Origin of the sequence: Cystobacter fuscus (assembly GCF_002305875.1) — a bacterium.
GTDB classification, from domain to species: domain Bacteria; phylum Myxococcota; class Myxococcia; order Myxococcales; family Myxococcaceae; genus Cystobacter; species Cystobacter fuscus_A.
Map to the genome: position 1 here is coordinate 4,766,549 of NZ_CP022098.1, position 26,238 is coordinate 4,792,786.

A 26,238-nucleotide genomic window follows, 5' to 3' on the forward strand; every position below is an offset into this window, starting at 1 on the left:
CGCTTGCTCCACGAGGAGGCGTCGGTCCATGGCGCCGATATGCGGAAAGTTCCGCTTGCCGCGCTCGGCCGGGCGGTAGGGCGGCTCCTCCTCCCGTCGAGGGTTCGTCAGGGCTCCCGCGCGAACGTCACCCGCAGGTGGGCGCCGCGCTCGGCTTCCAGGAACTCGGCGCGGGCGTGGTGGGCCCGGGCGATGAGCGCCACCAGGGACAAGCCAATCCCATGTCCAGGATGCCGCGCACGCGCTCTGGGCGAACGGTAGAAGGGCTCGAAGACCCGGGCCGAGTCTTCCCGCGAGACCCCTGGCCCCTCGTCCTGGAACTCCAGGAGGGTCGTCTCCCCGGTGTCCCGGATGCGCACGAGGACGGGCCCCTTCCCCGAGAACTTGAGAGCGTTGTCCACCGCGTTCTCCACGAGCTGCCTCAGCAGGTGGGCATCCCCCCGAACCTGGCCCGCTCCCTCGGTCTCCACGCGGACCCGGCTCGCCGCCTCCTTCGCGAGGCCCAGCAGCACCTCCTCGGTGAGCTCGGGCAGGCGGACGGGCTCCACCCACTCGAGCGTCCCCCGTGCGCCGTCCGCGAGCACGAGCAGCCGCTCCACGAGCGTCCCGAGCGAGATCACCGTTCGTAGGAGTCTCGCGAGCGAGGCGGCCGTGTCCGGAGGGTGCGGGTTCTCCGCTTGTAGCTCCAGCTCGATGCGAAGCGCCGCCAGGGGGGTGCGCAGCTCGTGCGCGGCGTTGGCGGAGAACCGGCGCGACTGCTCCAGCGCCTCCTGCGAGCGTCCAAGCAGTTCCACCAGTGCGACGCGGAGGGCATCCACCTCGGCATAGCGGGCAGGGGTGTCGAGCGGCGCTGGCACGGGCATGCCCGGTTGCAGCCGCGAGAGGGACTCGCTCAGCTCGGTGAGGGGGCGGGCGGCCCAGCGCGCCATGCGCCGGCTCATCGCGAGACTCAGGAGCGCGGCACCCACCGCCGCGAGGAGCGCGGCTCCCGCCAACCAGCTCCTCATGAGGGGAACGAACGCGAGGTGTTGCTCGGTGACCACCAGCCGCCCACCAGCGGCCACGCCACAGCGGCGCAGACCCGCTTGTCCCGGGGCGCGGGACCACTCGCATCCGGAGAGGGCGTCGATGCCCGGCGCGCCCCCGAGTCGCCGCTCTCCCGCGAACAGGGTGATGCCAATCGCGGAGCCGGCGAGCTCCGTCAGCTCGTGGTTCGCCACCTCGCCGGCCTGGGCCTCGTCGAGCCCGGCGGCCTCGTCCAACAGGTGCAGCGCGGCACTTCGCAGTTGGTGGTCCTCCGCCATCAGCAACATGTGCTCGGAGAGGAAGCCCGTGGCCCCAGCCGTGAGGGCGCTGCTCACGAGGGCGACCCCCAAGACGGTGTGTGACAGCCGCCGCACCAGGGTGTCGCGCGGCGCGGTGTTTCTATCCTCGCCCAAGGCCGTACCCCGCTCCGCGAAGGGTTCTCACCACGTCGTCGCCCAGCTTGCGGCGGATGCGGCCGACGAGGACTTCCAGGCTGCTGACCGCTCCGGTCGACGTGTCTCCCCAGATGGACTCCAGGAGTTCGTCACGGCTCATGACGCGGCCTCCCCGGGACGCGAGGGCCTCGAGGATGCTCCACTCCCTGGCGGTGATGGGCACGCGGCTGTCCGCGCGCAGCGCCTCCCGCTTGCCAAAGTCGAGCACGACGTCCCCCAACCGCACCTGCACCGTGCTCGCCCGCTCACGACGGCGGCCCAGTGCGCGGACTCGGGCCCGAAGCTCCGCGACCGCGAAGGGCTTGCCCAGGAAGTCATCCGCTCCCGAGTCGAGTCCCTCCACCCGCTCATCCACCCGGTTGTGCGCCGTGAGGATGAGGATGGGCGTCTGGATTCCTTCACGCCGCAGCTCCCGGCAGAGCACGAGCCCCGAGCCATCCGGCAGACCCACGTCGAGCACGATGACTTCCACCTCTTCTTCCTCGAGGGCGCGCCGCGCCTGCTCCACGTCGGCGGCCTGGCGCACGACGTGGCCGTCCCGCTCCAGCGCCTGGGAGACGAGGGTCAGCAGTTCCTGATGATCATCGACGACGAGGACGCGCATGGGGTGCTCGGGGGGATGCACGAGATGCTAGCGCACGGCGTCCGGCCACGGCGCGCCCGGCCCGGGCGCCGTTCAGCTTCCGTTTACCCGGGGCGGGCATGGTGCGGACATGCGTTCCCGCCGCAGGATCCAACGCCTCCTTCCCACCCGCCTGGCGACCCTCTCATTGTCGATGACCCTGGCGGGGTGTGCCACCTCTCCCCATGACCGGGCCTGGGTATCCCGCGAGCTCCAATCCGTCGCCGCGCCGCTCGGGCCCGAGAGCTCCGAGACCGCCTCGCTCCCGCCGGGTATCGCGGAGGCCGGGCACCTGGACGAGTCGGCCGCGGTGGCCATCGCGCTCTGGAACAGCGCCGCGCTCCAGGCGGACCTGGCGCAACTGGGCGTGTCCCGGGCGGACCTGGCCGAGGCGGGCGCCCTGCCCAACCCCACGTTCTCCCTGCTGATGCCGGTGGGCCCACGCACGATCGAGCTCTCGCTCCTCATGCCCTTGTTCTTCCTGTGGCAGCGGCCGGCGCGCGTCGCGGCCGCGAAGCTCCAGGTGGAGCAGGTCGCGAGGGGACTGGTGCAGAACGGGCTGGACCTCGCGCGGGACGTGCGCGTCGCGCATGCCGAGTGGGTCCTCGCCGAGGGCCGGCGCGAGGCTCGCGAGCAGTTATCACTCCTCTGGGGGAGGACGGCCGAACTCGTCGATGCGCGCTTCGCCGCGGGAGACGCCAGCCAGGTGGAGGCGGCGGCCATCCGCGCGGAGGCCCTGACGGCGGTGGACAACGCCTCGCGGGCCCGGACGGACGCGATGCTGGCCTGGCAGAGGCTGCGTCTGTTGATGGGCGTGGCCCAGAGCCCCCTGCTCGAGAACGCCAGTCCCCGCGTGGGCCCCTGGGAGACCCGGCCCCCGCGCCCGCTCGAGCAACTCCTCCCCCTGGCGCTGGCGGCGAGGCCCGACGTGCGCGCGGCGGAGTTGGGCCTCGAGGGAGCGGGGCAGCGGGTGGGCTGGGAGAAGGAGCGCATCGTCAACCTCCTCGCGCGGCTGGACGCCAAGCCCACGACGACGGCGAGCGGCAACACGTCGCTGTGGGTGCCCGGCGCGCAGTTGGAACTGCCTCTCTTCAACCGGAACCAGGCAGGCGTGGACCGGGCCGAGGCCGAACTCTCACGCGCCTCCGCGCGCTACCTCCTCTTACGGCAGCAGGTGGCGAACGAAGTGATCACCGCCCGGGCGCAGCTCCTCCAGGCATCCCAGTCCCTTCAGGCCTTTCAAACCCACATCCTCCCCGCCCTCACCGCCGCGAGCGAGGGGGCACTCAAGGCCTTCGAGGCGGGAGAACTGCCGTACCTCCAGGTGCTGGAGGCCCTTCGCCGCCTGACGGACGCGCGACTGCGCGCCCTCGACCTCGAGGCGGACTTCCGCCGTGCACTCGCTCAGCTCGACCGTGGCCTGGGCAGACAAGGAGCAGCCCATGAATGAGTCCTTCCGCTACCTGCTCATCTCCAGCGCCCTCGCGACCCTGCTCGCGTGCCAGGGCGAGGCGCCCGCCCCGGCCCCGCCTCCCGCCGCGACCGTGAGCACCCACGTGGCCGAGCTGGCGCTGGCGACGGTGACCCTCACCCCCGAGGCCGAGTCCCGCCTGGCTCTCGGGGTGCAACCCGTCCAGAAGCGAAGCGCCCGGCGCACGTATCTCACGGGTGGAGAGGTCATGGTGCCCTCCGGGAACGCCCTGCTCGTGGCGGCCCCCGTGGCGGGGGTGGTCGCCGCGGTCCAGAAGGAGTCCCCACCGCGCGTGGGCGTCAGCGTGGCGCGAGGAGACGCCTTGTTGCGGTTGGTGCCGCTCGCCACGGTGGACAGGGATCTGCAAGCGCAGGCCCAGCGGGCACTGGAGTCCACCCGGGCGAGAGCCGAGGCCACCGGGTCCCGGCTCGCCCGCGCGGAGCGGCTCCTGAAGGACGGAGCGGGGACGGAGCGCGCGGTGGAGGAGGCGCGGGCGGACCATGCCGTGGCGGAGGCGGAAGCGCGGGCCTCCCAGGCGCGTCTGGAGCAGATGGGCAGATCGCCGCTCGAGTCGGATGTCAGCATGTCCGTTCGTGTGCCGCGCGACGGCGTCCTGCGGCAGGTGTGGGTCGCGCCCGGACAATCCGTGGCGGCTGGCGCGCCCCTCTTCGAGGTGGTGGGCGTGAGCGCCAACTGGGTGCGGGTGCCGCTCTTCGTCGACGAGGCGTTCCGCTTGAAGGGCGATGCGCCCGTGCGCGTGCACGCGCTCCTGTCCGGAGGCGACCCGGGGGTGGAGGCGCTGCCGGTGACGGGCCCGCCCACCGCGGACCCCGCCGCGGCGACGGTGGACACCTTCTATGAGCTGCCCGCCTCGGCCCGGTTCGCACCGGGTCAGCGGGTCGGCGTGACGCTCACGTCGGGAGAGGCCAGGGACGTGCTCGTCGTGCCCGCCTCCGGCATCGTCTACGACGCGCTCGGCGGCGCGTGGGTCTACGTGCGGCGGCGGGAGCATGTCTACGCCCGGGAGCGCGTGGACGTGCTGCGCGTGGAGAAGGGCGAGGCCCTGTTGGAGCGGGGCCCACGGGAAGGGTCGCTCGTCGTGGGCACCGGAGCGGCGGAACTGTTCGGCACCGAGTTCGGCGCGGGCCACTGAAGGAGACCTCCCATGCATAGACTCATCTCCGCCTGCCTCCACTATCGCCTCATCCCCCTGGCCGCCTCGGTGTTGCTGCTGCTGCTCGGCTACAAGAGCGTGCGCGACATGCCGGTGGACGTCTTTCCCGAGTTCGCTCCACCCCTGGTGGAAATCCAGACAGAGGTGCCCGGTCTGTCCAGCCTGGAAGTGGAGAACCTCATCACCGGTCCCCTGGAGAATGGCCTCGCCGGGGTCCCCGCCCTCAAGACGATGCGCTCCAAGTCCGTGCTCGGCCTGTCCTCGCTCGTCCTCATCTTCGAGCGGGGAACGGATCTCTTCCGGGCCCGGCAGATGGTGCAGGAGCGGCTGACGCGCGTCGCGCCCACGCTGCCCACGGTGGCCCGGCCGCCCGTGATGCTCTCGCCCCTGTCCGCCACGAGCCGTGTCCTCAAGGTGGGCCTGCTGTCCGACACGCTCGACCGCATGGCGCTATCGGACCTGGCCCGGTGGACCCTGCGTCCGAGGTTGATGAGCGTGCCCGGCGTGGCGAACGTCGCCATCTGGGGGCAGCGCGACCGCCAGTTGCAGATCAAGGTCGATCCCGAGCGCCTGCGGGCGGCCAACCTCCGCATCGATGATGTCCTCCGGGCCGCGCGCGAGGCCAGCCAGCCCGCCTCGGGCGGCTTCATCGACACGCCCAATCAGCGCATGGCCATCAGCCTCTCGGGGGCCACCAACCTCGCGACGCTCCAGGACGTCCCCGTGGCGTTTCGCAACGGGGCGTCCATCCGGCTGGCGGACGTGGCCCACGTCGAGGAAGCCCCCCCGCCTCCGATTGGAGACGCCGTGGTCGACGACGAGGCCGGTATCCTGCTCATCGTCGAGAAGCAGCCCTGGGGCAACACCCTGGAGGTGACGCGGCAGGTGGAGGCCGTCCTCGAGCAGATGCGTCCCGCTCTCCAGGGCGTCACCGTGGTGCCAGGCATCTTCCGGCCCGCGACGTTCATCGAGCGCGCCATGGACAACCTCCATCACGCGGTGGTGCTCGGCTGCGTGATGGTCATCGTCGTCCTGTTCGCCTTCCTCCAGGACTTTCGGACCGCGGCCATCAGCCTCGTGGCCATTCCGTTGTCGCTGGTGAGCGCCCTGGTGGCCCTCCATCTGGCGGGCGCGACGGTGGATACCTTGGTGCTCGCCGGGCTCGTGCTCGCGCTCGGGGAAGTGGTGGATGACGCCATCATCGACGTGGAGAACGTGCAGCGGCGCCTGGCGGAGAACCTGCGGCTCGCCCAGCCCCGCTCCTCCCTCCAGGTCATCCTGGATGCGTCCATGGAAGTGCGCAGCGCCGTCGTCTTCGCCACGCTGATCGTCGTGCTCGTCTTCATCCCCGTGTTCTTCCTGGATGGCGTGAGTGGCGCCTTCTTCCGTCCCCTCGCGGTGGCGTACGTGCTCGCGGTGTTCGCCTCCATGGGGGTAGCGCTCACGGTGACGCCGGTCCTATGCCTGCTCTTCCTCGAGCGCGGAGAGCATGCGCCCCCCCGGCTCGGCGGGTGGTTGCGCGAGCGCGCGCGGCCGCTCATCGTGTGGATGATGGACCGTCCCCGTCTGGCGCTCGGCGCTGTCGCCGGGATGGTGATCGCCGGGGCCGTGGGGGCGGCCCTGCTCGGCGAGGGGTTCCTGCCTCACTTCCAGGAGACGGACTTCCTCATGCACTGGGTGGCCAAGCCGGGGACGTCGGGCGAGGCCGTGCGGCGCACCGCCCTCCGGGCCAGCGCCGAGCTGCGCTCCATTCCGGGAGTGCGCCACTTCGGGGCGCACATCGGGCGGGCGGAGGTGGCCGACGAGGTGGTGGGTCCCAACTTCGCGGAGCTGTGGATCAACCTGGAAGGCGCGGTCGACTATCGCGCGACCGTCGAGCGCATCCACCGCGTGGTGGAGGGTTACCCCGGGCTCTACCGCGACGTGCAGACGTACCTCCAGGAGCGCATCAAGGAGGTGTTGAGTGGAGCGAGCGGCTCCATCGTGGTTCGGGTCTACGGCCCGGATCTGGACACCCTGCGCACGAAGGCCGCCGAGGTGGAGGCGAAGCTGCGGACCATTGACGGGGTGGGCAACCTCAAGCTGGAGCCCCAGGTGCTGGTACCCCAGGTGCGGGTGCGTCTGGATCCGGAGGCGGCGCGGCGGCTGGGATTGACGCCGGGCGACATCCAGCGCGCGGCGGCCACGCTGCTCCAGGGCACGAAAGTGGGTGAGGTCTACCGGGCGGAGCGCTCCCTCGACGTCGTCGTCTGGGGCGAGGACTCCCTGCGCCAGGACGTCTCCTCGGTGAAGGAGCTGCGCTTCCTCACCCCCTCGGGGGCCCCCGTGAGGCTCGGCGACGTGGCGCGCGTGGAGATCGACTCCGTTCCCAACATCATCCAGCACGAGAGTGCCTCGCGCCGCATCGACGTGACGTGTGATCCCAAGGACCGCGCGCTGGGCGCGGTGGTGGGAGACATCCAGCGTGTCGTCTCCGGTATGGAGTGGCCCGTCGGCCATCACGCGGAAGTGCTGGGCGAGTTCGCGGAGCGGCGGGCGGCGAGCGCGCGGCTCTTCGGCCTCACGGCCCTGGCTATTCTCGGCATCGCCTTCGTGCTCTACCTGGACTTCCAGTCTCCGCGCCTGGTCGCCTTCACCATGGGGACCCTTCCGTTCGCCCTGGTGGGAGGACTGATTGGCGTGCTGCTCACGGGAGGGGTGGTGTCGCTGGGGTCGCTCGTGGGGTTCGTCACGGTGCTGGGGGTCGCCGCGCGCAATGGTATTCTCCTCGTCAGTCATTACCGTCACCTGGAGGTCGAGGAGGGGATGGCCTTCGGTTTCGAACTCGTCCTGCGTGGCACACTCGAGCGGTTGCAGCCCATGGCCATGACGACCCTGACGACGGCGCTGGCGCTGGTCCCGCTCGTGGTGGGGGGTCTCAAGCCAGGGCAGGAGATCGAACATCCCATGGCGGTCGTCATCCTCGGGGGATTGGCCTCATCCGCCGTGCTGAACGTGTTGCTCGTCCCCTCGCTCTTCCTGCGCTTCGCGAGGGGGCCGTCGAACCACGCGGCTCCGTCATCCCCCCCATGAAACCACTGACCGCCGGGATATAAGGCCACGCATGACTTCCAGGCCGCTGACCGTGACTGCCGATTCGGGCCCCCCCTTTCCATGGACGCGAGGGGTGTTGCTGGTCAGTGCGGTGCTGACCGTGCTCCGGCTCCTCTACTCGACGCAGGTGCAGCTTGCTCCCCAGGAGGCGTACTACTGGCAATATGCCCGCCACCTGGACTGGTCCTACTTCGATCATCCTCCGATGTGCGCGTGGCTCATCGCCCTGGGAGTGAAGATCGCGGGGACCAGCGAGCTGGGGGTGCGGCTGCTCACGGTGACGTCGGGAACGGTGCTCACGCTGCTGCTCTATTCGCTCGGGACCCGCCTGTATTCGCCCGCGGTGGGCGCGTTCACGGCGCTCGCGGCCAACATGACGGTGCTCTTCGGGTTGGGCGCGGTGGTGATGACGCCGGACGTGCCGCTCGTGCTCTTCTGGACGGCGGCGCTGCGTGTGTTGTGCGAGCTGGTGCTCCCGGATGGGAAGGGACCGGGAAGGGGCGCGTTCCGCTGGTACGTGCTGGGCCTGCTCTGTGGGCTCGCGATGCTGTCGAAGTATACCGCCGCGCTGCTGCCCCCGCAGATCCTCGTGACGGCGCTGCTGACGCCGCGAGGCCGGGCCGCCCTGCGCACGCCTCACCCCTACCTCGCGGTGCTGCTCGCTCTCGCCGTCTTCACGCCGGTCCTCTACTGGAACGCCACGCATGGATGGGCCTCCTTCTCCTTCCAGACGCGAGGCCGGGCGGAGACGGTGCATGGAGTGCAACCCCATCTCATCGGGCGCTACCTGGGTCTGCAGGCCGTGGCGGTGGGCCCGTTGTTGTATGGGGCCTTGCTCGCCTCGACGGTGCATGTCGCGCGGCGGGCGTTGAAGGGAGATCCCCGTGCACAACTCCTGGGCCTCGCGAGTCTGCCCGGACTGCTCGTCTTCACGGCGGTGAGCCCGTTCCACTGGGTGAAGATGAACTGGGTGGCTCCGGCCTACCTGGGCCTGTTCGTGGCGACCGTGGCTCGGGCGTGGGAACTTCGAGCGGTGCCGTGGCGGCGTGTTCATGGACTGCTCACCCTGAGCACCGGAGGGGCGCTCGTGCTGGGCATGTATCTCATGCCCTTCTCTCCCCTCATTCCCTTCCGGGAGAAGGACAACCTGGTGAATGGCTGGCGGGAGCTGGCCGCGCACGTGCAAACCTACCGCGAGCAATGGGACGCTTCCGCCCGGCCTCCCCTGGTCATCGGGTGGGGCTACAAGACGGCGAGCGAGCTGGCCTTCTACCTGCCGGATCATCCTGAAACGCAGTCGGATGGGGCCCTCGGTGGCTCCGGACTGGCTTATGACTTCTGGATGGACAGGGTGCGCGGGCTGGACACGGATGCGATCATCGTCTCGGACGCGCGGCAGCCCCTGCGCGACGCGGAGGAGCGTCTGCGGGACCACTGCGACGAGGTGCGCGCGCTCGAGCCAGTGACAGTGTACCGGGGTTTCCGGCCGGTGACGACCTTCGGTCTCTGGCATTGCGAGCACTGGCATGCGTCGAGCGACCGCCGCCGTGGACCGGATGGCCCTTGAACATCTCTCACCACCTCGGGCTCCCGCGTTTCACTGGCAGAGGGCGCCGATTCTACAAGCCCCTCGTTGGGATGCGCGGCGCCTCGCGGGAAGGTAACGTCCCTCGCGTGGCATGAACGTCAGGGGCACTTGGAACCCTGGAGCGCCGAATAAGCGGGACGAGCACCCTGTTTCCACCCGAAGGCTTGTAAGTTGGGTTGGCTTGCTGGCGCGACGACGTCATGGGGACCGGGTCCTCGCCAACGGGTGTGCTCCTTCATGTTGGATATTCCAGGGTACAGGGTTCTTGGCATCCTCCGGGCCATGGGCTCGAACGCGCTGTTCCAGGCGGTGCGCGAGGCCGATGGCCTGCCCGTCATCCTCAAGACGCCCATGGCGGCCTCTCCCGGTCGCATGGAGAGCGAGCGGTACCGGCGGGAGTTCGGCATCCTGCAGCGGCTGCGGGACGTGCGGGGCGTGGCCAGGCCCTATGCCTGCGAGCGGCTCGGTGAGCGGCCCGTGCTGCTGCTGGAGCGGGTGCAGGGGAAGACCCTGTCCGAGTCCACGTCGACGGGGGAGCCCCTGGAGCTGTCCCTCTTCTTGAATCTGGCCCTGTCGCTGGTGTCCACCCTGGGCGAGGTCCACTGCCGCAACGTCATCCACAAGGACATCAAACCCTCCAACATCATCCTGGAGCCGTCGGGGGAAGCGCGGCTCATCGACTTCGGCGTGGCCACGCTGCAGAAGGTGGAGTACCTGGACGCGGCGCCGACGCATCTCATCGAAGGCACGCTGGCGTACATGTCGCCGGAGCAGACGGGACGGATGAACCGGGCGGTGGACTACCGCACCGACTTCTACTCCCTGGGCGTCACCTTCTACGAGTTGCTCACGGGGCAGCGTCCCTTCCAGGGCAAGGATGCGCTCGAGTGGTTTCACGCCCATATGGCGCAGCGGCCCACGCCTCCGCACGAGCTCCATCCCCAGGTGCCCCCGGCCCTGTCCGCCCTCGTCCTCAAGCTGCTGGCGAAGACCGCCGAGGAGCGCTACCAGAGCACCGAGGGCCTGCGGGCGGACCTGGAGCGCTGCCGCGAGGCGTTGAGCCAGAACACGCGGGAGGTGTTCGCGCTGGGCACCCAGGACCGGCCCGACCGGTTCCAACTGCCGCAGCGGCTCTACGGCCGCGAGGCCCAGGTGGCCACCCTGCTCGAGGGCTTCGAGCGGGTGTCGCGCACGGAGAGGCCGGAGCTGTTCCTGGTCAGCGGGTACTCGGGCATCGGCAAGTCCTCCGTGGTGAACGAGTTGCACAAACCCGTGGTGCAGTGCCGCGGCTTCTTCCTGAGTGGCAAGTTCGAGCAGTTCCAGCGGGACATTCCCTACGCCACCCTGGCGCAGACCCTTCGCGGGCTGGTGCAGCAATTGCTCGCGGGGAGCGAGGAAGACATCACCCGGTGGCGCCAACAGGTCAACGACACCTGGGAGGGCCACGGCCAGATGCTCGTGGAGCTGGTGCCCCAGCTGGAGGTGCTGGTGGGCCCCCAGCCCGCGCTCCAGCAGGTGCCCCCGCGCGAGGCCCAGCGCCGCTTCTATCAGGTGGTCCGCCGGTTCTTCGCCGTGTTCGCCACCCGGGCGCATCCCATGGTGGTGTTCCTGGATGACCTGCAGTGGGCGGATCTGGCCAGTCTGCAATTGCTTTCTCAATTGCTCACCCACCCGGAGAGCCCCCCGGTGCTGTGGATGGGCGCCTACCGGGACAACGAGGTGAGCCCCTCGCACCCGCTGATGCAGGTGTTGGAAGGGATTGGTAAGGAGGGGGCGAGGATGACGAACCTCCGCCTGGAGCCACTGAGCGTGGCGCAGGTGGAGCACATGGTGGCCGACACGCTGCCGGGAGCGGGAAGGGAAGTGGTCGCGCCCCTCTCGGCGCTGGTGCACGAGAAGACGGGGGGCAACCCCTTCTTCCTGCTGCAGTTGCTGGTGGCGCTCCACCAGGATGGCCTGCTGGTGCGGGTGCCCGGAGACGGCTGGCAGTGGGACGCGGAGGAGGTGCGGGCCCGGGACTACTCGGAGAACATCGTCGACTTCATGGTGGGCAAGCTGCGCCAGTTCCCCCCGGGCACGCAGCACCTGCTGCGCCTGGCGGCATGCGTGGGCAATGTCTTCTCACCCCAGATGCTGGGCTTTCTCGCCGACCTGGGAGACGTGGAACAAGGGCTCGAGCCCGCGTTCCAGGAAGGCATGCTGATGCGCTTGGGCCCGGAGAAGTACCGCTTCCTGCACGACCGCATCCAGCAGGCGGCCCATCGCCTCCTCTCCGAAGCGGAGCGCGAGGCCGTCCACCTGCGCATCGGCCGCCTGCTGCTCGAGCGCCTGTCCCAGGACGAGGCGCGCGAGTCACTCTTCGACGTGGTCAGCCAGCTCAACGCCGGGGTGGGCCTGATCGAGGAGGCCACGGAGCGTCACGAGCTCGCGCGGCTGAACGCCGAGGCGGGGGCCAGGGCCATGGCCGCGGTCGCACTCCGCCCCGCCATCACCTATTTCGCGACGGCCTTCCCGCTCATTCCGGGAGACCCCTGGGAGACGGATCATGCACTGGCCTTCAAGCTGAAGCTTACCCAGGCGCGCTGTGAGTACATGAGCGGCAACATCCCCGAGGCGCGCCGTCTGGTGGAGAAGCTCCTTCCCCGGGCGCGCACCCGTTCGGACATCGAGGCCTGCTATGGCTTGAAGCACGACGTCCACTTCGCCGCGGTCGAGCGCCAGGAAGGCATTGCCTGCATGTTGGAATGTCTGGCGTTGCTGGGCATGCCGCTGCCGCGGGACCCCTCCTGGGAGGAGGCGGTGGCCGCTCATGAAGAGGTGTGGGTCCTGCTGGGGGAGCGTCCCATCGCGAGCCTCGTCGAGCTGCCACTCACGACGGATCCGGACATGAAGCTGGTCATCAGCGCCCTCTTCAAGCTCTTCAATTCCGCGTTCTCCACCAACGCCCACCTGCTCGTCGTCCTCTTGAGCCGGATGGTCTGCCTCTCCCTCCGCCACGGCGTCGTGGATTCCGCCGCGCTCGGATTCAGCTGGTTTGGCGTCATCACCGGTTCGCTCTTCAAGCGCTACCGGGATGGCCTTGCCTTCACACGGCTCGCCTACGAATTCGTCGAGCGGTGCAAGCTGGCCTTCATCCGGCCGGATGTCCTCCTCAGCTCGCAGTTCATCAGCTACTGGAACCAGCCCCTTCCCAAGGCGCAGGAGTTCGTCCTCAGCGGTCTCCATCACGCGCTTCAAGTGGGGAACGTCTCCGCCGCCGCCTATTGTGGCCTGGATATCTTCCTCAACCGCCTGGCCATGGGGCACAACCTGGAGGAGGTCCACCAGGAGTCGCTCGCGCGCGGTGAGTTCTTGCGCAAGACGGGCTTCCTGGATCCCCAGGAGTCGCTCCTGCTCAATCAGCGCTACGTGCAGCAGCTGCGCGGACTCACCCTCTCGTTCGGCACGCTGAACGGGGATGGCTTCGATGAGTGGGCCTTCGAGACCCAACTGCCGACCATTCCCAGGAGAAGCACGCGTGTCTTCTGGATCACCAGGCTCCAGTCGCGCTTCATGTGCGGCGACTACGCGGAAGCCCGCAGGGCCGCGGACAAGGCGGCCGAGCTCCTACGGGCCCACAACGGCATTCTCTACTTCCGCGAGTTCCACCTCTACCGCGCCCTGACCCTGGCCGCGTGCTGTGAGGGCTCCCCGCCCGAGGAGCAGCAGCGGTTGCTCGAGAGCATCCAGGGTCACCAGCGGCAGCTCGCGGAGTGGGCGGAGAACTGCCCCGAGAACTTCCTCGCGCTCGAGCGGCTGGTGTCCGCGGAGCTGGCTCGCCTCGCGGGACGGCCGGATGAGGCGACCTGCGCCTACGAAGATGCCATCCACTCGGCGCGAGAGAACGGGGCCACCCAATACGTGGCACTGGCCAGCGAGCTGGCCGCGAATTTCTGGCGCACGCGGCGGGCTCCCATCGTCGCCCATGCCTTCGCCCGGGAGGCGCGCGCGGCCTACCGGCAGTGGGGCGCCCAGGGCAAGGTCCAGCACCTGGAGTCCCTCTGGCCCCACCTCTCCGCCCTGGTGGAAACCCCGGAGGCGCTGACCACCAGCAGCACGGAGTCCACCCGCATCGACGCGCTCACGCTCGTCAAGGCCCAGCAGGCCGTCTCCAGTGAGATCGAGCTGGAGCGTCTGGTGAAGACGCTGCTGCAAGCGGCCATCGAGAACGCGGGCGCCCAGCGAGGCGCCCTGTTGCTGCCCGAGGGGGAGTCGCTGTCGGTGGCGGCCACCTCCGATGCTCCGTCGACGGGGACGACCCCCGCGCTGCCCTGGTCGCTGCTCTCCTACGTGCGGCGCACGAGGGAGCACGTGCTCATCGGCGATGCCTCCAAGCCGCATCCCTTCTATTCCGACACCTACCTGGCGCACAGCGGAGCGCGCTCGGTGCTGTGTCTGCCCTTGTTGCGGCAGGAGCAGTTCTGCGGAGTGCTGTACCTGGAGAACAACCTGGCGGCCAATGCCTTCAGCCCGGTGCGGCTGGTGCTGCTGGGACACCTGGCCTCCCAGGCGGCCATCTCCATCGAGAATGCCCGGCTCTACGAGGATGTCCAACGCGCCCGGACGGAGCTGCACCGGGCGAACGAAGAGCTGGAGCAGCGGGTGGAGGCGCGTACCCGCGAGCTCAAGCAGGCCCAGGCCCGGCTGGTGGATACGGCGCGCGAGGTGGGCATGGCGGAGGTCGCCGCCAATGTGCTGCACAACGTGGGCAACGTGCTCACCAGCGCCGTCGTCAACCTCGAGGTGATGCGCAAGGCGGTGGGCTCGCTGCGCGTGGGCCGCGTGAAGCAGGCGGCGGCGCTCCTCCTGGAACAGCGCGACCACCTGGTGGACTTCTTGACCAACAACCCCCGGGGCCGACACCTGCCGGACTACCTGGGGGTGCTGGGCGAGGAGTTGGTGAAGGAGCAGACGCGCCTGATGGAGGACCTGGATGCGATGAACCGGCACATCGAGCACATCCGCGCCATCGTCCAGGTGCAACAGACGTATGCGAAGCGGTCGCTGATGACGGAGGAGTGCGAGCTGCCGCGGCTCATCGACGACGCGCTGCGCATCCAGATGGAGGGCTTGCAGCGCCATGGGGTCACCGTGCACCGGGAGTTGTCGGCGGTGCCGCGGGTGAGGGCGGACAAGCACAAGGTGCTGCAAATCCTCATCAACCTCATCAGCAACGCCAAGCAGGCGTTGGGGCCGATGCCCGAGGGCCAGCGCAACCTGTGGGTGAGGATGAAGGTGGAGGGGCCGGTGGTGCGCATCCAGGTGGTGGATGATGGCGTGGGCATTGCCCCCGAGGTGAAGGGCAAGCTGTTCTCCCACGGCTTCACCACGCGCAAGGACGGCCACGGCTTCGGACTGCACTCCAGCGCGCTGGCGGCACAACTGCTCAATGGCCGCCTGACCATCGAGAGCGAGGGACCCGGCCGGGGCGCCGTGACCACGCTGGAGCTTCCGCTCGACCCGGCGCGCTCGTAGCCGTCACCGCCCGCGGGCCTCGTCTCCTCGCAGGACCATGCACGTGCTGAACACCTTGGCCACGAGGCTGCCCTTGTCGTCCTCGACCTCGCACTCGATCAGCCCGAGCGTTCGCGTCCGCTTGACCACGCGCCCGGTCGCGCGAAGGCGCGCGTTCCAGATGGGCTTGAGGAACTTCGTCGTGAGATCGAGCGTGGTGAAGCTCTCCTCGTCCTCGAGCGTCGTGGACATGGCCGCGCCCATCGCCAGATCGGCCAGGTCGCAGATCACTCCCCCATGCAGCGTCCCCATGGGATTGGCATGGCGCGCCGAGGCGTCCAGCTCCATGACGACGCGGCCTGGCTCGACGCTGGTGAGCAGCAGCCCCAGGAGTCGAGCGATCGGTGGAGGGGGCGTTTCTCCCCGGAGCATCTTCTCCATGTCCTGGAGGTGCCGCGTGGTCTTGGGGGAGGGGAGTGGACTGGTCATGACTTCTCCTCGGCGTGTCTGGGCGGACCCTTTTTGTATTACGAGCATAATATATATGGGGCACCAGTTCCAGGGAAGCTTCTCTGTGGCCTCCAGGAAAGAGAAGGGGACTCATCTGGTCTAGGCCCGGATTATTCACCAGGGGAGAGGAGAAGGAGGGCGGTTGCGGGCGGAACGCCCTGATTTAGCTTGGGTTTGTCCAGAACTCAGGCCGACTCAGAAGCGCCCGCCCGCATGACACACCGTACTCCAGCCGTCCTCCACTTTCATCCCACTTTTCCGGTCCACCTCACGAGCGACGCACCACACACCTCCAGCGATGGGGGAGCGCTGTTGCCGAGGCTGATGGATGAGCGGCTGGGCCTCACCAGCAAGCTGGCCGGGTGCATCCCCGACGCACGCGACCCGGCGCGGGTGGTGCACTCGCGTCTGGAGCGGGTGCGCCAGCGCGTCTACCAGATGGCCCTGGGCTACGAAGACTGCAACGACGCGCAAGCCCTGCGTCATGACCCGGCCCTCCAGGTGGCGTGCGACCTGATGCCGCACAGCGGCTCGCCCCTGTCCTCGCAGCCCACGCTCTGCCGCCTGGAGAACGCCGTGGACGGGCCCCGCTGCTCCTGCGCACGGCCACCTGGCCGAGACGGCCTCGGACATCTAGGAGTGATCGTGGTCATCGGGCCAGCGACCCTCACAATGCGCGGGCGGCGGAGACGGCTGAGACTCCGGGCATTTGCCCCCCCTATATGGTTGGGCGTCCCGCATCCTATCCTTTAGGGCTGCTACACCTGGGGGCGGCCAATGTTCATGACGCAACAGCACCGAAGTCCTGGGGCGGGGGAGGGCGGCGGCACGCAGCTCGAGGCTCGGAAGAAGGCGGGGGGCGCGCCACCCTGGGCGCCGGCCGGGGCCCTCTGGCTCATTGTCCTGATTTTCCATGCGGCCTGCGCGTCGCGGGGGCCCGCGTCAAGCAGGGGGACCGGGGGCGGCCGGGCCGGTGACGAGGCCGCGGAGAGCGAGGCGCGAGCGGCGCCGAGGGAGCTGCAGCCGGTGCTGGTGGTGTACGCGGCCGAGGTGGAGGCGCGCGGCAGCACGCGGGTGGTGGCCGTCACGCGGGAGGAGTACCAACGCGCGGTGGCGCGACTCCTCCAGCACCACCAGGTGCACGGGACGCCCCAGGAGGCCGCTCAGGGGCTGCTCCAGGCCATGCCCGAGGAGGAACTGCTGGCCGAGGTGTACCGGGACAAGGTCCTCACCCTGGTGCCGCTCAACGACAAGGGTTCGCTCGTCCCCGAGGCCGAGGCGGCGCTCAAGGCGAAGTACCTCCGGTGGTGTCAGCCACGGGGCGGCGGTGACTGCTTGGGCCTCTTCACGGATGGGCCCTACCTGCGCACGGACGACAGGCGCACCCTGGCGCTCGCGCTGGCCTTCGGCGGCGTGCTCGACGAGACGCGAGCGGCCCTCGGACGCGAGCTCAGCCCGCGGGCGCTGCTCTCCTCCCTGGTGTGGGCCGCGGGCCTGTACCTGGCCCTCTGGCTGCTACCCGAGCCGAGCACGAAGGCGGCGGCGGCCGCGCTGTCGGTGGTGCTGCTGGCCTGGCTGGGAGTGGACGCCCTGTGGGGCCTCATGGATGGGTGGGCCCGCATGGCGCACGCGGCGCACGAGGCCAGCACGTTCGAGGAGCTGCGCGACGCCGGCGAGGCCTTCGGCAAGCGCATAGGCACGGACGCGGCCCGGGCCCTCATTCTCGGGGTGGCCACCCTCACTGGGCGGACCCTGGGCGAGGTAGCCACGCACGTGCGCTCGCTGCCGAGGTTCAATCAGGTGCAGGCCCAGTGGGCGGCCCAGGGAATGGAAGGCTCGGTGGCCGTGGCCATGGAGGAGGCCGCCGCGGTGGAGGTGGTGGTGGAGCAGAGCCGCGCCCTCGTCGTCCTCACCTCCCCGCAGGCGCCTGTGGCCATCAACGTCCTGACGAGGAGCGGAGGCTCGGGAGCGGGAAGAGGGAACTCGGGCACCGTGGCCATCCAGCACCGCGGGGGCAACAAGCAAGTCATCCTCAGCAGCGGGGAGCGCTGGCACCTCCCGCGCGGGAAGAGCTACAGGGACATTCCGGGGGAGGACCGGCTCGGCGACGAGCTGCAGGCGGCCGTGAAGGAGGTGGTGGCGGGGTGGTCGCCGGCGAAGCTTAGAAGGGAGGAGCAAGAGGCCATTAGGGATATGCTCCGGCGCGGTCTTGAGCATCGAGCGAATCTGCTCGAGCGTCAGGCGCGAGGGCGCTGGGTTGAATCCCAGATGAAGTTGCGGTTCCCGGGCCTGTCGTGGAACAGCCGGGGTGTCGACATCACGGGCCCGGGTGGACAGAGTTACCATTACGAAATCCTGTCCGGCACCGAGTCGAACTTCGCGCTGCACGGGCGGCGGATGGCGAGCACCTTCTTCCGCATGATCTTCTTCTGAGGCCCGAGTGACTCCCAACATCCACTACGAAAAGCGAGAGATTGGCGGCGAGCGGCTGGAGCTGAAGAAGGGCCCGATCTACTGGCTCGGCCCGGACCTCACGGTGCGCGACTCCACTGTCATCATCAGTGCGGCTGGGCGCTCGCTGGTGCCCCTGGGGGGGCAGTTCATCAACTGCACCATCCAGGCGAAAGGCCAGTTGAAGGGCGTGGTGTGGGCGCAGATGATGTTCAAGGGGTGTCGATTCAAGGGCTGTTTCAGGGGCAACGAGTTCGGGTTCCGCGAGGCCCTTGTTGACACGTCGCGGTTCAAGCCGGGCGGGATCGAGGACTGCGACTTCTCCGAGGCCGAGCTCCATGCGGTTGGCTTCAACGGTTGTGACATGAGCACCATCCGCCTACCACGGTGGCCGTGCTTCACCTTCGTGGATCCAGTCAGGCACGCGACGGCGCTGCGGCAGCACGCATGGCCGGGGCTGTTCGGCAAGGTCACAGTCGAGGTCGCGTGCGATTCGCCCGCAGGCTCAGTCGCGGTGACGTGGCACGCACCCACCGTGGCCGAGAAGATGGAGACGACGGTGGAGGAACTGCGCGCCGCGCTGGAGACGGCCCCGGGGATCTTCATGTAGGGCGAGGCTCCAGCTCGCGCAGGGACGAAAGAAAACCCCGGCCCGAGGAGACCTCGGAACCGGGGCTGTCGTCGCAGTGCGTTTAGGTGGTGGAACCCCGTACCAGTTCACCTCACGAGCGACGCACCACACACCTCCAGCGATGGGGGAGCGCTGTTGCCGAGGCTGATGGATGAGCGGCTGGGCCTCACCAGCAAGCTGGCCGGGTGCATCCCCGACGCACGCGACCCGGCGCGGGTGGTGCACTCGCGTCTGGAGCGGGTGCGCCAGCGCGTCTACCAGATGGCCCTGGGCTACGAAGACTGCAACGACGCGCAAGCCCTGCGTCATGACCCGGCCCTCCAGGTGGCGTGCGACCTGATGCCGCACAGCGGCTCGCCCCTGTCCTCGCAGCCCACGCTCTGCCGCCTGGAGAACGCCGTGGACGGGCCCCGCTGCTCCTGCGCACGGCCACCTGGCCGAGACGGCCGAGGTGCGCCTGGTGCCGCGCGCGAGTCGCTGCCATCCAACCCCACGGATTTAGTTCCCCTTTGCCAACCCGACTGCCGCTCACCTGACAGATAGGGGCAACGAGCCAGCTCGTGCCCCCTGGGTCTGCCCACGGCCCCTTCGCGGCTTCTCGCCATGCCCTGGTGAATATCCGGGCTAGGCTCGAGGGCGTCCACTCTCTTCTGAACGAGGTGCTCCATGCCCACGGATTCCGCTGGTTCCTCGACGCCCCCCGCCGCCGCGCCCGCCGCCGGTGCGGGCGGTCAGGCCCCCTTGCTCAACGCGCGCTTCGCCCCCGTGCCGGAGCTGGCGGGGGTGCTCGCCGGCCAGCCTCCGCTCGGGAAGGGCTCGAAGGGGGCGGGCGTGCGCGCCGTGCAGCAGGCCCTGCTCGACATGGGCTTCAGCGTCCCCGGGGGCGGCGCGGATGGCATCTTCGGCGCGCAGTCGGCCAAGGCCGTGCGCAACTTCCAGGTGCATGCCCGCTCGGCCCATTCCGGGGTGCAGCCCACCGGCACCGTGGACACCGCCACCCTGCGCGCCCTCGATGCGCTCGCCCCGGCGCCGGGACAGCGCGGCCAGACGCAGCATCTGCCCCCGCCCCAGTACAAGGGCACGCCCGTGCGCGTGGTGGTGGTGAAGGACGAGCACCGCACCTTCCTCTTCGACGTCCAGGGCCGGCTCCAGTCCATCTTCGGCAACGCCGTGGGCACGGGCACCACCCGGACCGACTCCGGCCTGAAGAAGGTGACGGGCAAGCTCAACGAGGCCCAGTCGATCGATCTCGGCAAGAAGCTGTGGGGTGGCCCCGTCTTCGGGCCGCGCATCATCGATCTCTCGTGGGCCGATGGCTCCCGCTCGGGCGAGGAGCTGCATGGCACCAGCGCTCCCGCCCAGCTCGGGGAGGATGTCTCGCACGGGTGCGTTCGCCACGACAACGCCGACATCATCGTCCTCTCCGACGCCCTGAAGGTCGGCGACATGGTGGCCGTGGTCGACAGCATCACCGATTCGAACCTGGGAACCCCGCCTGCTGCTCCGCCCGACCTCTCGGGAGCGGTGGCCTCACGCAAGTAGCCCGGCGTCCCTCTCGGTGTGGCGCCCCCGCGCCTGCTCGTCACGGGCATGGGCCTCGCGCGCTTCCTCGGGGCGCTCGCCCAGGTAGCGCTGGCGCTGCCGTACCTCCAGGCTCGCGCTGGTCAGTTGGCGCAGGCGCTCGCGCAGCGTCTCCACCCCCAGCCCCCACACCCGCACGGAGCCATCGTTCAGGGCAATCGCCAACACGTCGCCCCCAGGGCTGAAGGCCGTCACCGTCACCTGCTCCCCGTGACCGGTGAGCACCAGGGGCTCGCCGCTCCCATCCGCGGGCCACACCCGCACCGTTCCGTCCCCCGAGGCCGTCACCACCCGCGTGCCTCGGGGATCGAACCGGGCGGTGTGTCCTCGGAGGACCACCGTTTCCTCCACCGCCTCGGCGGACCACACCCGCACCGTCTTGTCCAGGGAGGCGGTCAACACCCGCGCCCCGTGTGGGCTGAACTCCGCGCTCACCACCGCCTGCTCATGCCCCTCGAGCACCACCGGCTCGCCGAGCCCGTCCGCGCGCCATAGCCGCGCCGTCCCGTCATCCGAGGCCGTCACCACCCGCGCTCCGTCCGGGCTGAAGGCCGCCGCCACCACCCGGGCCGAGTGCCCGTGGAGCACCACCGGCTCGCCGAGCCCATCCGTGCGCCACACCCGGGCCGTCCCATCATCCGAGGCCGTCACCACGCTCGTCCCGTCCGGGCTGAAGGCCGCGCTCCGGAGGTAGCTCGTGTGCCCGTGGAGCACCACCGGCTCGCCGAGCCCATCCGCGCGCCACATCCGGGCCGTCCCATCCCACGAGGCCGTCACCACGCGCTCCCCGTCCGGGCTGAAGGCCGCCGTCACCACCCGGCCCGTGTGGCCGTGGAGCACCATCGGCTCGCCGCGCCCGTCCGTGCGCCACAGCCGGGCCGTCCCATCATCCGAGGCCGTCACCACGCGCTCTCCGTCTGGAGCAAAGGCGACCGTCCGGATCTCCGCCCCATGCCCCTTGAGCAGCACTGGCTCCGTGCCACCGCTCAGCCACCACACCCCCGCCGTGCCATCCGCATACGCGGTCGCGAGCCTCTCTCCGCGAGGGCTGAAGGCCAGGGCTCGCACCGTGCCCGCACGGCGAGGCAGCGTGAGTGCACGCGGCTGGGCTCGCCAGCGCCACACGCGCGCACTTCCATCCCGGGAGGCCGTCACCACCCTTTCCCCGTCCGCACTGAAGCTCGCGGACAGCACCTCGTCCGTGTGCCCCAGCAGCTCCGTGGTCGGACCCGTCCCGTCCGTGTGCCGCACCCGCGCCCTGCCGTCCCGAGAGGCCGTCACCACCCATCGGCCATCCGGGCTGAAGGCCACCGAGAGGGACTCCCTGGTGTCTCCCGCGAGCCTCATCCCCTCGCCTTTGCCGTCCGCCCGCCACAGGCAAACCGATCCATCCGCATGCGCGCTCGCCACCAGCCCTCCTTCTGGGCTGAAGGCCACCGCGTTGACGATGCCGGAGTCGCTGTGCTGCACGCTGGGCACCTCCTGCCCATCCGCGCACCACACCCGCACCGCTCCATCCACCGAGGCCGTGGCCACCCGCTCCCCGTCCGGGCTGAAGACCGCGGCCCGCACGTCGCCGGGGTGGAAGAGCACGGCCAGCTCGCCCCGTCCATCCGCGTGCCATACCCGCGCCGTCCAGTCTCGCGACGCCGTCACCACGCGCTGCCCATCCGGACTGAAGGCCGCCGTCACCACGCCCTGCTCGTGGCCTCGGAGCACCACGGGCACTCCTGTTCCATCCGCGCGCCACACCCGCGCCGTCCCATCCCGTGACGCCGTCACCACCCACCGGCCATCCGGGCTGAAGGCCACGGCCAGCACCTCGCCCATGTGCCCCGCGAGCAGCTCCGCACCCGAGTCGCCCTCCACCCACCACACCCGGGCGGTGTGATCCGCCGAGGCCGTCACCACCCGCCGCCCATCCGGGCTGAAGGCCACGGCCAGCACCTCTCCGCCGTGTCCCTCGAGCACCCGCGGCATGCCGGTGCCATCCGCGCGCCACACCCGCGCCGTCCCGTCCCGCGACGCCGTCACCACCCACCGGCCATCCGCGCTGATCGCCGCCGCGCGCACCGGCCCCCGGTGGCCCCGCAGCACCGCCGAGGCGAGCGGCTGCTGGAGCACCTCCAGCGCCGTCTGCGTCCACGCCAGGTGTTGTTCGGGCTCGCGCACCTCCAGCAGCACCAGCAGGGCCGCCGTGGGATCCTCCCCACGCAGCTTGTCCGCCACGATCAGCCGGGCGAAGTCCCGCAGCCGCTCCTGGTACGCGCGCTCCTCCCACGCCAGGCGCTCCGCCCGCTCCCAGCTCGCACCGAGGAACAGGTGCACCCGCTCGTCCAGCTCGTCCGGGTGGGCCTGCTGGAATTCCAGGGCGTCCTCCAGCCGCCGGCCGCGCAGCAGGTAGTCCTCCGCGTGCGCCGACTCCCCGTGGGCACGCCACGCCTCCGCCGCCGCGCGCAGCTCGAGCTTCCTGCGCCGGCGCTCCTGGCCATCCCGGATCCACTCGGCCAGGGGCAGCCAGTGGCGCAACAGCGCCTCGTGGGCCACCTCGATGGAGACCTCGCCCCCTTCCGCGCCACCACCGAGCACCAGCACCCGGCTCTCCACGAGCCGCCCCAGCACGGTGTCGAAGGCGCGGCGCGCTCGCTCCTCGAGGGGACGCACCTGCTCGCGTTCCACGCGCTGGCAGGTGAAAGGGGCCGCGCCCTGGCGCACGTCCACCAGCTCCATCAGGAGCCGGCGCAGCTGGTGTCGCTCGTCCTCGTCCAGCCCCAGGTACAGCCGATCCAACTCCTGCGCGAGCGCCCCGGCCACTCCGCCCAGGGCCTCGTAGGCGCCGTGCTTGAGCCATCTCCCCTCACGCAGGCGCCACAGCCGCTCCAGCGCATGGGCCAGCAGGGGCAGGGCTCCCGGCTGGCGCTCCACCTCCCGCAGGAGCCGCTCCGTCAGCCCTTCCTCCAGCCGCAAGCCCTGCCGCCGCGCGGGGTACTCGATGGCCTCGCGCAGCTCACCCACCGTCATCTCCGGCACCAGCAGCAGGCGCTCGCCCTCGAAGAGCACCGCGTCCAGCCGCGGCCCGCTCTCCCCCAGCCGCACCTCCGCGCAGCGTCCCAGGTAGTCCATCCGCAGCGTGGCGAGCACCACCGTGCCCCGCTCGGGCTCCCGCGAGGACTCCCACAGCGCACACAGCAGCTCCATGCGCTCGTCCTCACCCAGCCGGGTGAAGGCCTCGTCCAGCGGGTCCACCACCAGGAGCTTGCGCTTGCCCGGGGAGGCTCGCGCCGAACGCACCACCTCCAGCGCGCCGGTCTCGCCCGCGCGCACCCACGTGAGCTCCCAACGCTCGGGGGACAGCGCCGGCAGCAGCCCCGCCCGGAGCAGCGAGGACTTGCCACTTCCGGAGGCGCCGGCGAGGACCAGGAAGGAGGAGAAGCGCCCCTCCGCGGCGGCCTCCATCCGCTGGAGCAGTGTCTGGCGGAGCGGACCGCGGCCGAAGAAGCGCCGGTGGTCTCCCGGCTCGAAGGGCCGCAGGCCGCAATACGGAGGGAAGATGAAGGGGCGCAGGTCCGGCCCGTCACCCGCGCGGGCGTAGAGTTGGAGCGAGGCCCCATCCATTCGAGCCCCCTCGAGCCGCAGGGCCTTGCGCGCCTCGGCCAGTGCCTGCTCCAGCGAGGTGTGGTGCCCGAGCAGCTCGCCATAGAGCGCGCGGGTGAGGATGACGGAGCCCGCCGTGGACAGTGGCAGCCGGGAGGCGACCACCGCGGAGAGTCCCGCGCGGTGAAGCTCGCGGGCGGGGCTGCCCAGGTGTTTGCCTGGGAGCCCCGTGTCGCCCCCACGGCAGGCGGACAGCACCACCATGCGGATCCTCCCGGCGTGCGGCTCGAGCGCGGCCCGGAGCGTGGCGGCGTCCACCACGTGCGGCTCTCCTTCCCTCCACGAGGAGTTCCAGGCGAGGCCGTACGCCCCGGGCTCCGAGGGGACGCCATGACACAGCAGGTGGAGTGCGGCGAGCGGCTCCTCACGCTCCCGCAGGGCCCGCTCGAGCGAGGCGAGGCTCACCTGGGGGAGTACGTCCCGGCGCGGATCGAAGTCATACCCGGCACGGGCGCAGGCCTCGGCGAGGGCGCGCTGGTGCGCCGCGGCGGGCACGTCCCCCGCCCAGGCGAAGAGGATGCGGCCTCCCTCGGGCGGGGGAGAGGAGATGGGGGCGCGGTCCGCGTCCCGGGTCGCTCGTAGCACAGGGTGCAGCCCGCGAGGTCGCTCAGCGCCTGGCCGGTGGGCTCCAGCGTGAGCAGCTCCCATGGGAGCGCGCACAGCTCGGCGGGCTCCAGGCGCAGGGTGAGTCGCACCGGCTGGCCCGCCTCCAGCGCCCGCCGCAGCCGTTGCTCGTCCTCGGCCCAACCCAGGGGCGCGAGGAAGGCGCGCAGCAGCTCCCCGAGCCGCTGGGCGGCGTTGGGGCTGGGGTGGCTGGAGCCCAGGCTGGCCAGGTCCTCCAGGGCGTGCTCCCAGGCAAAGGAGGCTCGCGCGGAGGTGCCCTCCTCGCGCAGGCGCAGGTAGTCGCGCGGCTGGAAGAGGAAGCGGTCGGCGTCGCGCATGCGCTCGACGGAGACGAGGTGGAGCGTGAGTTCCAGCGGGCCGGGGGCCTCGAGGTGCGCGATCACGGCTCAGCCCACGTGCGGCCATTCGTGGAAGTAACGCCGGTACAGCTCGCTCTCCTCCGGGCAGACATCCCCACATCCGCTTTCCGGGCCAGGTACACCCCCCCGCCCGCCTGCACCGTCCCGCCCACCGTATACAGGCGCGTGTCGCTCACGTCCCGAGTATCCGCCAGGCCCTACCCATGCGTCCCTCTTTATTTCGGAGCGTTCCTTCGCCTGCCTCGTGTCTCGCGTGCACGGCGGAGGCGTGCGCGGATTGCCTCCTTGGCGGGTCGGAGCCTTCCTGTTTCTTTTCCCTTTCGAGCCATGTAAATCCAGAAATACTGTCTAAATACAAAAGAACTGTGTATCCTCCGCCACCGAGCGCTGTTCGGGAGAGCTGGATGATGAAGTCGCTGAAGCCCACCTTGTCACTGTGTGCGTTGTTGTCACTCGCGGCGTGTGGTCCCCTCGAGGACGAGGGACCGTTCCCCGGAGACGCGCTGGCCATCCAGGAGCAGGAAGAGATCTCCTCCTGCGTGGCGCCCACCGCGGCGCAGTGCTGGAAGATGCTGCCCACGGACACCAACTTCGGCGGAAGGACCACGTCCTGGAACGCCGCGCACTATGCCCTGCGGCCCAACAGCCCCAGCAAGAGCAGCCTGGTCGTGATGCTGCATGGGGTGGGCTCGAGCGCCGGCAACTTCTATCACAGCACTGGCTACGCCACCGCGGCGACCAGCTTCTTCGCGAGCGCCGTGAACAAGGGCTATCGCGTGCTCGGGCTCACGCACCGCAACTCCCCGAACATCCGCGAGGTCTGCGGCACCAACGTGGACTGCCACCTGCCCACGCGCCGCACCTTCATCACGGGCGTCGTGCAGCCGGGCTCCGCCGTGACGGACATGGGCTACTACGACGGCATCGAGGCCCGCCTCGTCCGGCTGCTCGTGACCCTGCGCGATGGCCAGGATCCGTCCGGAGGGTGGGGGGCCTACCTCACGCCCTCCAACTGCACGGGCACCCGGAACACGACCCTTCCCTGTGGCATCGTCTGGAACAAGCTCATCGTCGCGGGACACTCCCAGGGCGCGGGGCATGCGGCCGTCATCGGCAAGGATCATCTGGTCGACACCGTCGTCATGCTGGCGGGCCCGACCGACCGCACTCCCGAGCAGACGGTTCCCAGCTACACGTTGGCTTCGAGCGGACTGGCGACGCCCGCGGGAGGCGGCAACTACCGGGGCCTGGTCCATACCAAGGACAGCTTCGTGACGGCGTCGACCATCCACTGGGACGCCAGCCGGTTGAACGCCGGGGCCTACGGGAAGACGACCACGAGCACCGCCGATCACTGCGGCACGTCTCCGCACTCCTGCGTCATCGAGAGCGCTTCGTTCTACGCCACCTGGCAGGGGTTCTGGCCGTAGGCCACCCGCGGACGGATGCGCCGCGTGGAAGTTTGTAGTGACACTCCACGACTTCCTGGGAAGGAGCGCCAGCGCC

General features: G+C 70.1%; 15 protein-coding genes and 1 pseudogene. 11 read left to right on the forward strand and 5 right to left on the reverse strand.

All coding sequences use genetic code 11. The annotated features are described in order from the left end of the window. Positions 1-107 precede the first annotated feature (107 nt). Both CYFUS_RS19650 and CYFUS_RS19655 read right to left on the reverse strand, forming a co-directional pair. Complete coding sequence (locus tag CYFUS_RS19650; RefSeq protein WP_095986616.1) at positions 108-1,439, reverse strand: sensor histidine kinase; 1,332 nt, start codon at positions 1,437-1,439, stop codon at positions 108-110. Then, the gene (locus CYFUS_RS19655; protein WP_095986617.1) at positions 1,426-2,085 is read right to left on the reverse strand and encodes a response regulator transcription factor; all 660 of its coding nucleotides are present in this window, start codon (positions 2,083-2,085) and stop codon (positions 1,426-1,428) included. The genes CYFUS_RS19650 and CYFUS_RS19655 overlap by 14 nt, the downstream gene beginning before the upstream one ends. A 172-nt stretch (positions 2,086-2,257) precedes the next feature. Between CYFUS_RS19655 and CYFUS_RS19660 the strand changes: the two genes are divergently transcribed. The 5 genes from CYFUS_RS19660 to CYFUS_RS19680 all read left to right on the forward strand — a co-directional run bounded on the left by CYFUS_RS19660 (position 2,258) and on the right by CYFUS_RS19680 (position 14,943). Continuing rightward, the gene (locus tag CYFUS_RS19660; RefSeq protein ID WP_232537812.1) at positions 2,258-3,553 is read left to right on the forward strand and encodes a TolC family protein; all 1,296 of its coding nucleotides are present in this window, start codon (positions 2,258-2,260) and stop codon (positions 3,551-3,553) included. Further along, positions 3,546-4,727 carry an efflux RND transporter periplasmic adaptor subunit gene (locus CYFUS_RS19665; RefSeq protein WP_095986619.1) on the forward strand — a complete coding sequence of 394 codons (1,182 nt, stop codon included), beginning with the start codon at positions 3,546-3,548 and terminating at the stop codon, positions 4,725-4,727. Before CYFUS_RS19660 ends, CYFUS_RS19665 begins: the two co-directional genes overlap by 8 nt. Positions 4,728-4,739: 12 nt before the next feature. Next, positions 4,740-7,820, forward strand: a complete 3,081-nt coding sequence (locus tag CYFUS_RS19670; protein WP_095986620.1) for an efflux RND transporter permease subunit — start codon at positions 4,740-4,742, stop codon at positions 7,818-7,820. A gap of 94 nt (positions 7,821-7,914) precedes the next feature. Beyond that, positions 7,915-9,408: a glycosyltransferase family 39 protein gene (locus CYFUS_RS19675; protein ID WP_157758535.1), complete on the forward strand. Its 1,494-nt coding sequence runs from the start codon at positions 7,915-7,917 to the stop codon at positions 9,406-9,408. Between the two features lie 258 nt (positions 9,409-9,666). Continuing rightward, positions 9,667-14,943 carry a trifunctional serine/threonine-protein kinase/ATP-binding protein/sensor histidine kinase gene (locus CYFUS_RS19680; RefSeq protein ID WP_095992116.1) on the forward strand — a complete coding sequence of 1,759 codons (5,277 nt, stop codon included), beginning with the start codon at positions 9,667-9,669 and terminating at the stop codon, positions 14,941-14,943. A 3-nt stretch (positions 14,944-14,946) separates the two neighbouring features. Here CYFUS_RS19680 and CYFUS_RS19685 read toward each other — a convergent pair whose 3' ends face one another. Next, positions 14,947-15,411 carry a PaaI family thioesterase gene (locus CYFUS_RS19685; protein ID WP_095986622.1) on the reverse strand — a complete coding sequence of 155 codons (465 nt, stop codon included), beginning with the start codon at positions 15,409-15,411 and terminating at the stop codon, positions 14,947-14,949. 234 nt (positions 15,412-15,645) lie between these two features. On the opposite strand from CYFUS_RS19685, the gene CYFUS_RS54560 reads away from it, so the two are divergent. From CYFUS_RS54560 to CYFUS_RS19710, 5 genes and pseudogenes are all read left to right on the forward strand, one after another. Next, positions 15,646-16,185 (forward strand): transposase, encoded by a 540-nt coding sequence (locus tag CYFUS_RS54560; protein ID WP_157758536.1) that lies wholly within the window; start codon positions 15,646-15,648, stop codon positions 16,183-16,185. A gap of 273 nt (positions 16,186-16,458) precedes the next feature. Further along, on the forward strand, positions 16,459-17,865 hold the full coding sequence (locus CYFUS_RS19695; RefSeq protein ID WP_095992117.1) for a hypothetical protein: 1,407 nt from the start codon (positions 16,459-16,461) through the stop codon (positions 17,863-17,865). 7 nt (positions 17,866-17,872) lie between these two features. Next, complete coding sequence (locus CYFUS_RS19700; RefSeq protein ID WP_095986624.1) at positions 17,873-18,493, forward strand: hypothetical protein; 621 nt, start codon at positions 17,873-17,875, stop codon at positions 18,491-18,493. 117 nt (positions 18,494-18,610) lie between these two features. After that, positions 18,611-19,057 (forward strand): annotated as a pseudogene (locus CYFUS_RS54565) (transposase); the annotation flags it as partial. 123 nt (positions 19,058-19,180) lie between these two features. Beyond that, positions 19,181-20,056, forward strand: coding sequence for a L,D-transpeptidase family protein (locus tag CYFUS_RS19710; protein ID WP_095986626.1), 876 nt, complete (start codon positions 19,181-19,183; stop codon positions 20,054-20,056). On the opposite strand, the gene CYFUS_RS19715 is transcribed toward CYFUS_RS19710, so the two are convergent. Together CYFUS_RS19715 and CYFUS_RS51755 are read right to left on the reverse strand one after the other, a co-directional pair. Then, positions 20,045-24,244, reverse strand: a complete 4,200-nt coding sequence (locus tag CYFUS_RS19715) for a CHAT domain-containing protein (protein WP_198316639.1) — start codon at positions 24,242-24,244, stop codon at positions 20,045-20,047. The two genes, CYFUS_RS19710 and CYFUS_RS19715, sit on opposite strands and share 12 nt — an antisense overlap. Continuing rightward, the gene (locus CYFUS_RS51755; protein WP_198316640.1) at positions 24,151-24,756 is read right to left on the reverse strand and encodes a hypothetical protein; all 606 of its coding nucleotides are present in this window, start codon (positions 24,754-24,756) and stop codon (positions 24,151-24,153) included. The genes CYFUS_RS19715 and CYFUS_RS51755 overlap by 94 nt, the downstream gene beginning before the upstream one ends. 380 nt (positions 24,757-25,136) lie before the next feature. Here CYFUS_RS51755 and CYFUS_RS19720 point away from each other — a divergent pair, with 380 nt between their 5' ends. After that, on the forward strand, positions 25,137-26,162 hold the full coding sequence (locus tag CYFUS_RS19720) for a hypothetical protein (protein ID WP_095986628.1): 1,026 nt from the start codon (positions 25,137-25,139) through the stop codon (positions 26,160-26,162). Positions 26,163-26,238 lie beyond the last annotated feature (76 nt).

Bases quoted from the DNA above. Each gene is read 5' to 3' on its own strand.
- CYFUS_RS19655 (WP_095986617.1), bottom strand. From the start codon at position 2,085: ATGCGCGTCCTCGTCGTCGATGATCATCAGGAACTGCTGACCCTCGTC.
- CYFUS_RS19660 (WP_232537812.1), top strand. From the start codon at position 2,258: ATGACCCTGGCGGGGTGTGCCACCTCTCCCCATGACCGGGCCTGGGTA.
- CYFUS_RS19665 (WP_095986619.1), top strand. From the start codon at position 3,546: ATGAATGAGTCCTTCCGCTACCTGCTCATCTCCAGCGCCCTCGCGACC.
- CYFUS_RS19670 (WP_095986620.1), top strand. From the start codon at position 4,740: ATGCATAGACTCATCTCCGCCTGCCTCCACTATCGCCTCATCCCCCTG.
- CYFUS_RS19680 (WP_095992116.1), top strand. From the start codon at position 9,667: ATGTTGGATATTCCAGGGTACAGGGTTCTTGGCATCCTCCGGGCCATG.
- CYFUS_RS19685 (WP_095986622.1), bottom strand. From the start codon at position 15,411: ATGACCAGTCCACTCCCCTCCCCCAAGACCACGCGGCACCTCCAGGAC.
- CYFUS_RS54560 (WP_157758536.1), top strand. From the start codon at position 15,646: ATGACACACCGTACTCCAGCCGTCCTCCACTTTCATCCCACTTTTCCG.
- CYFUS_RS19710 (WP_095986626.1), top strand. From the start codon at position 19,181: ATGCCCACGGATTCCGCTGGTTCCTCGACGCCCCCCGCCGCCGCGCCC.
- CYFUS_RS19720 (WP_095986628.1), top strand. From the start codon at position 25,137: ATGATGAAGTCGCTGAAGCCCACCTTGTCACTGTGTGCGTTGTTGTCA.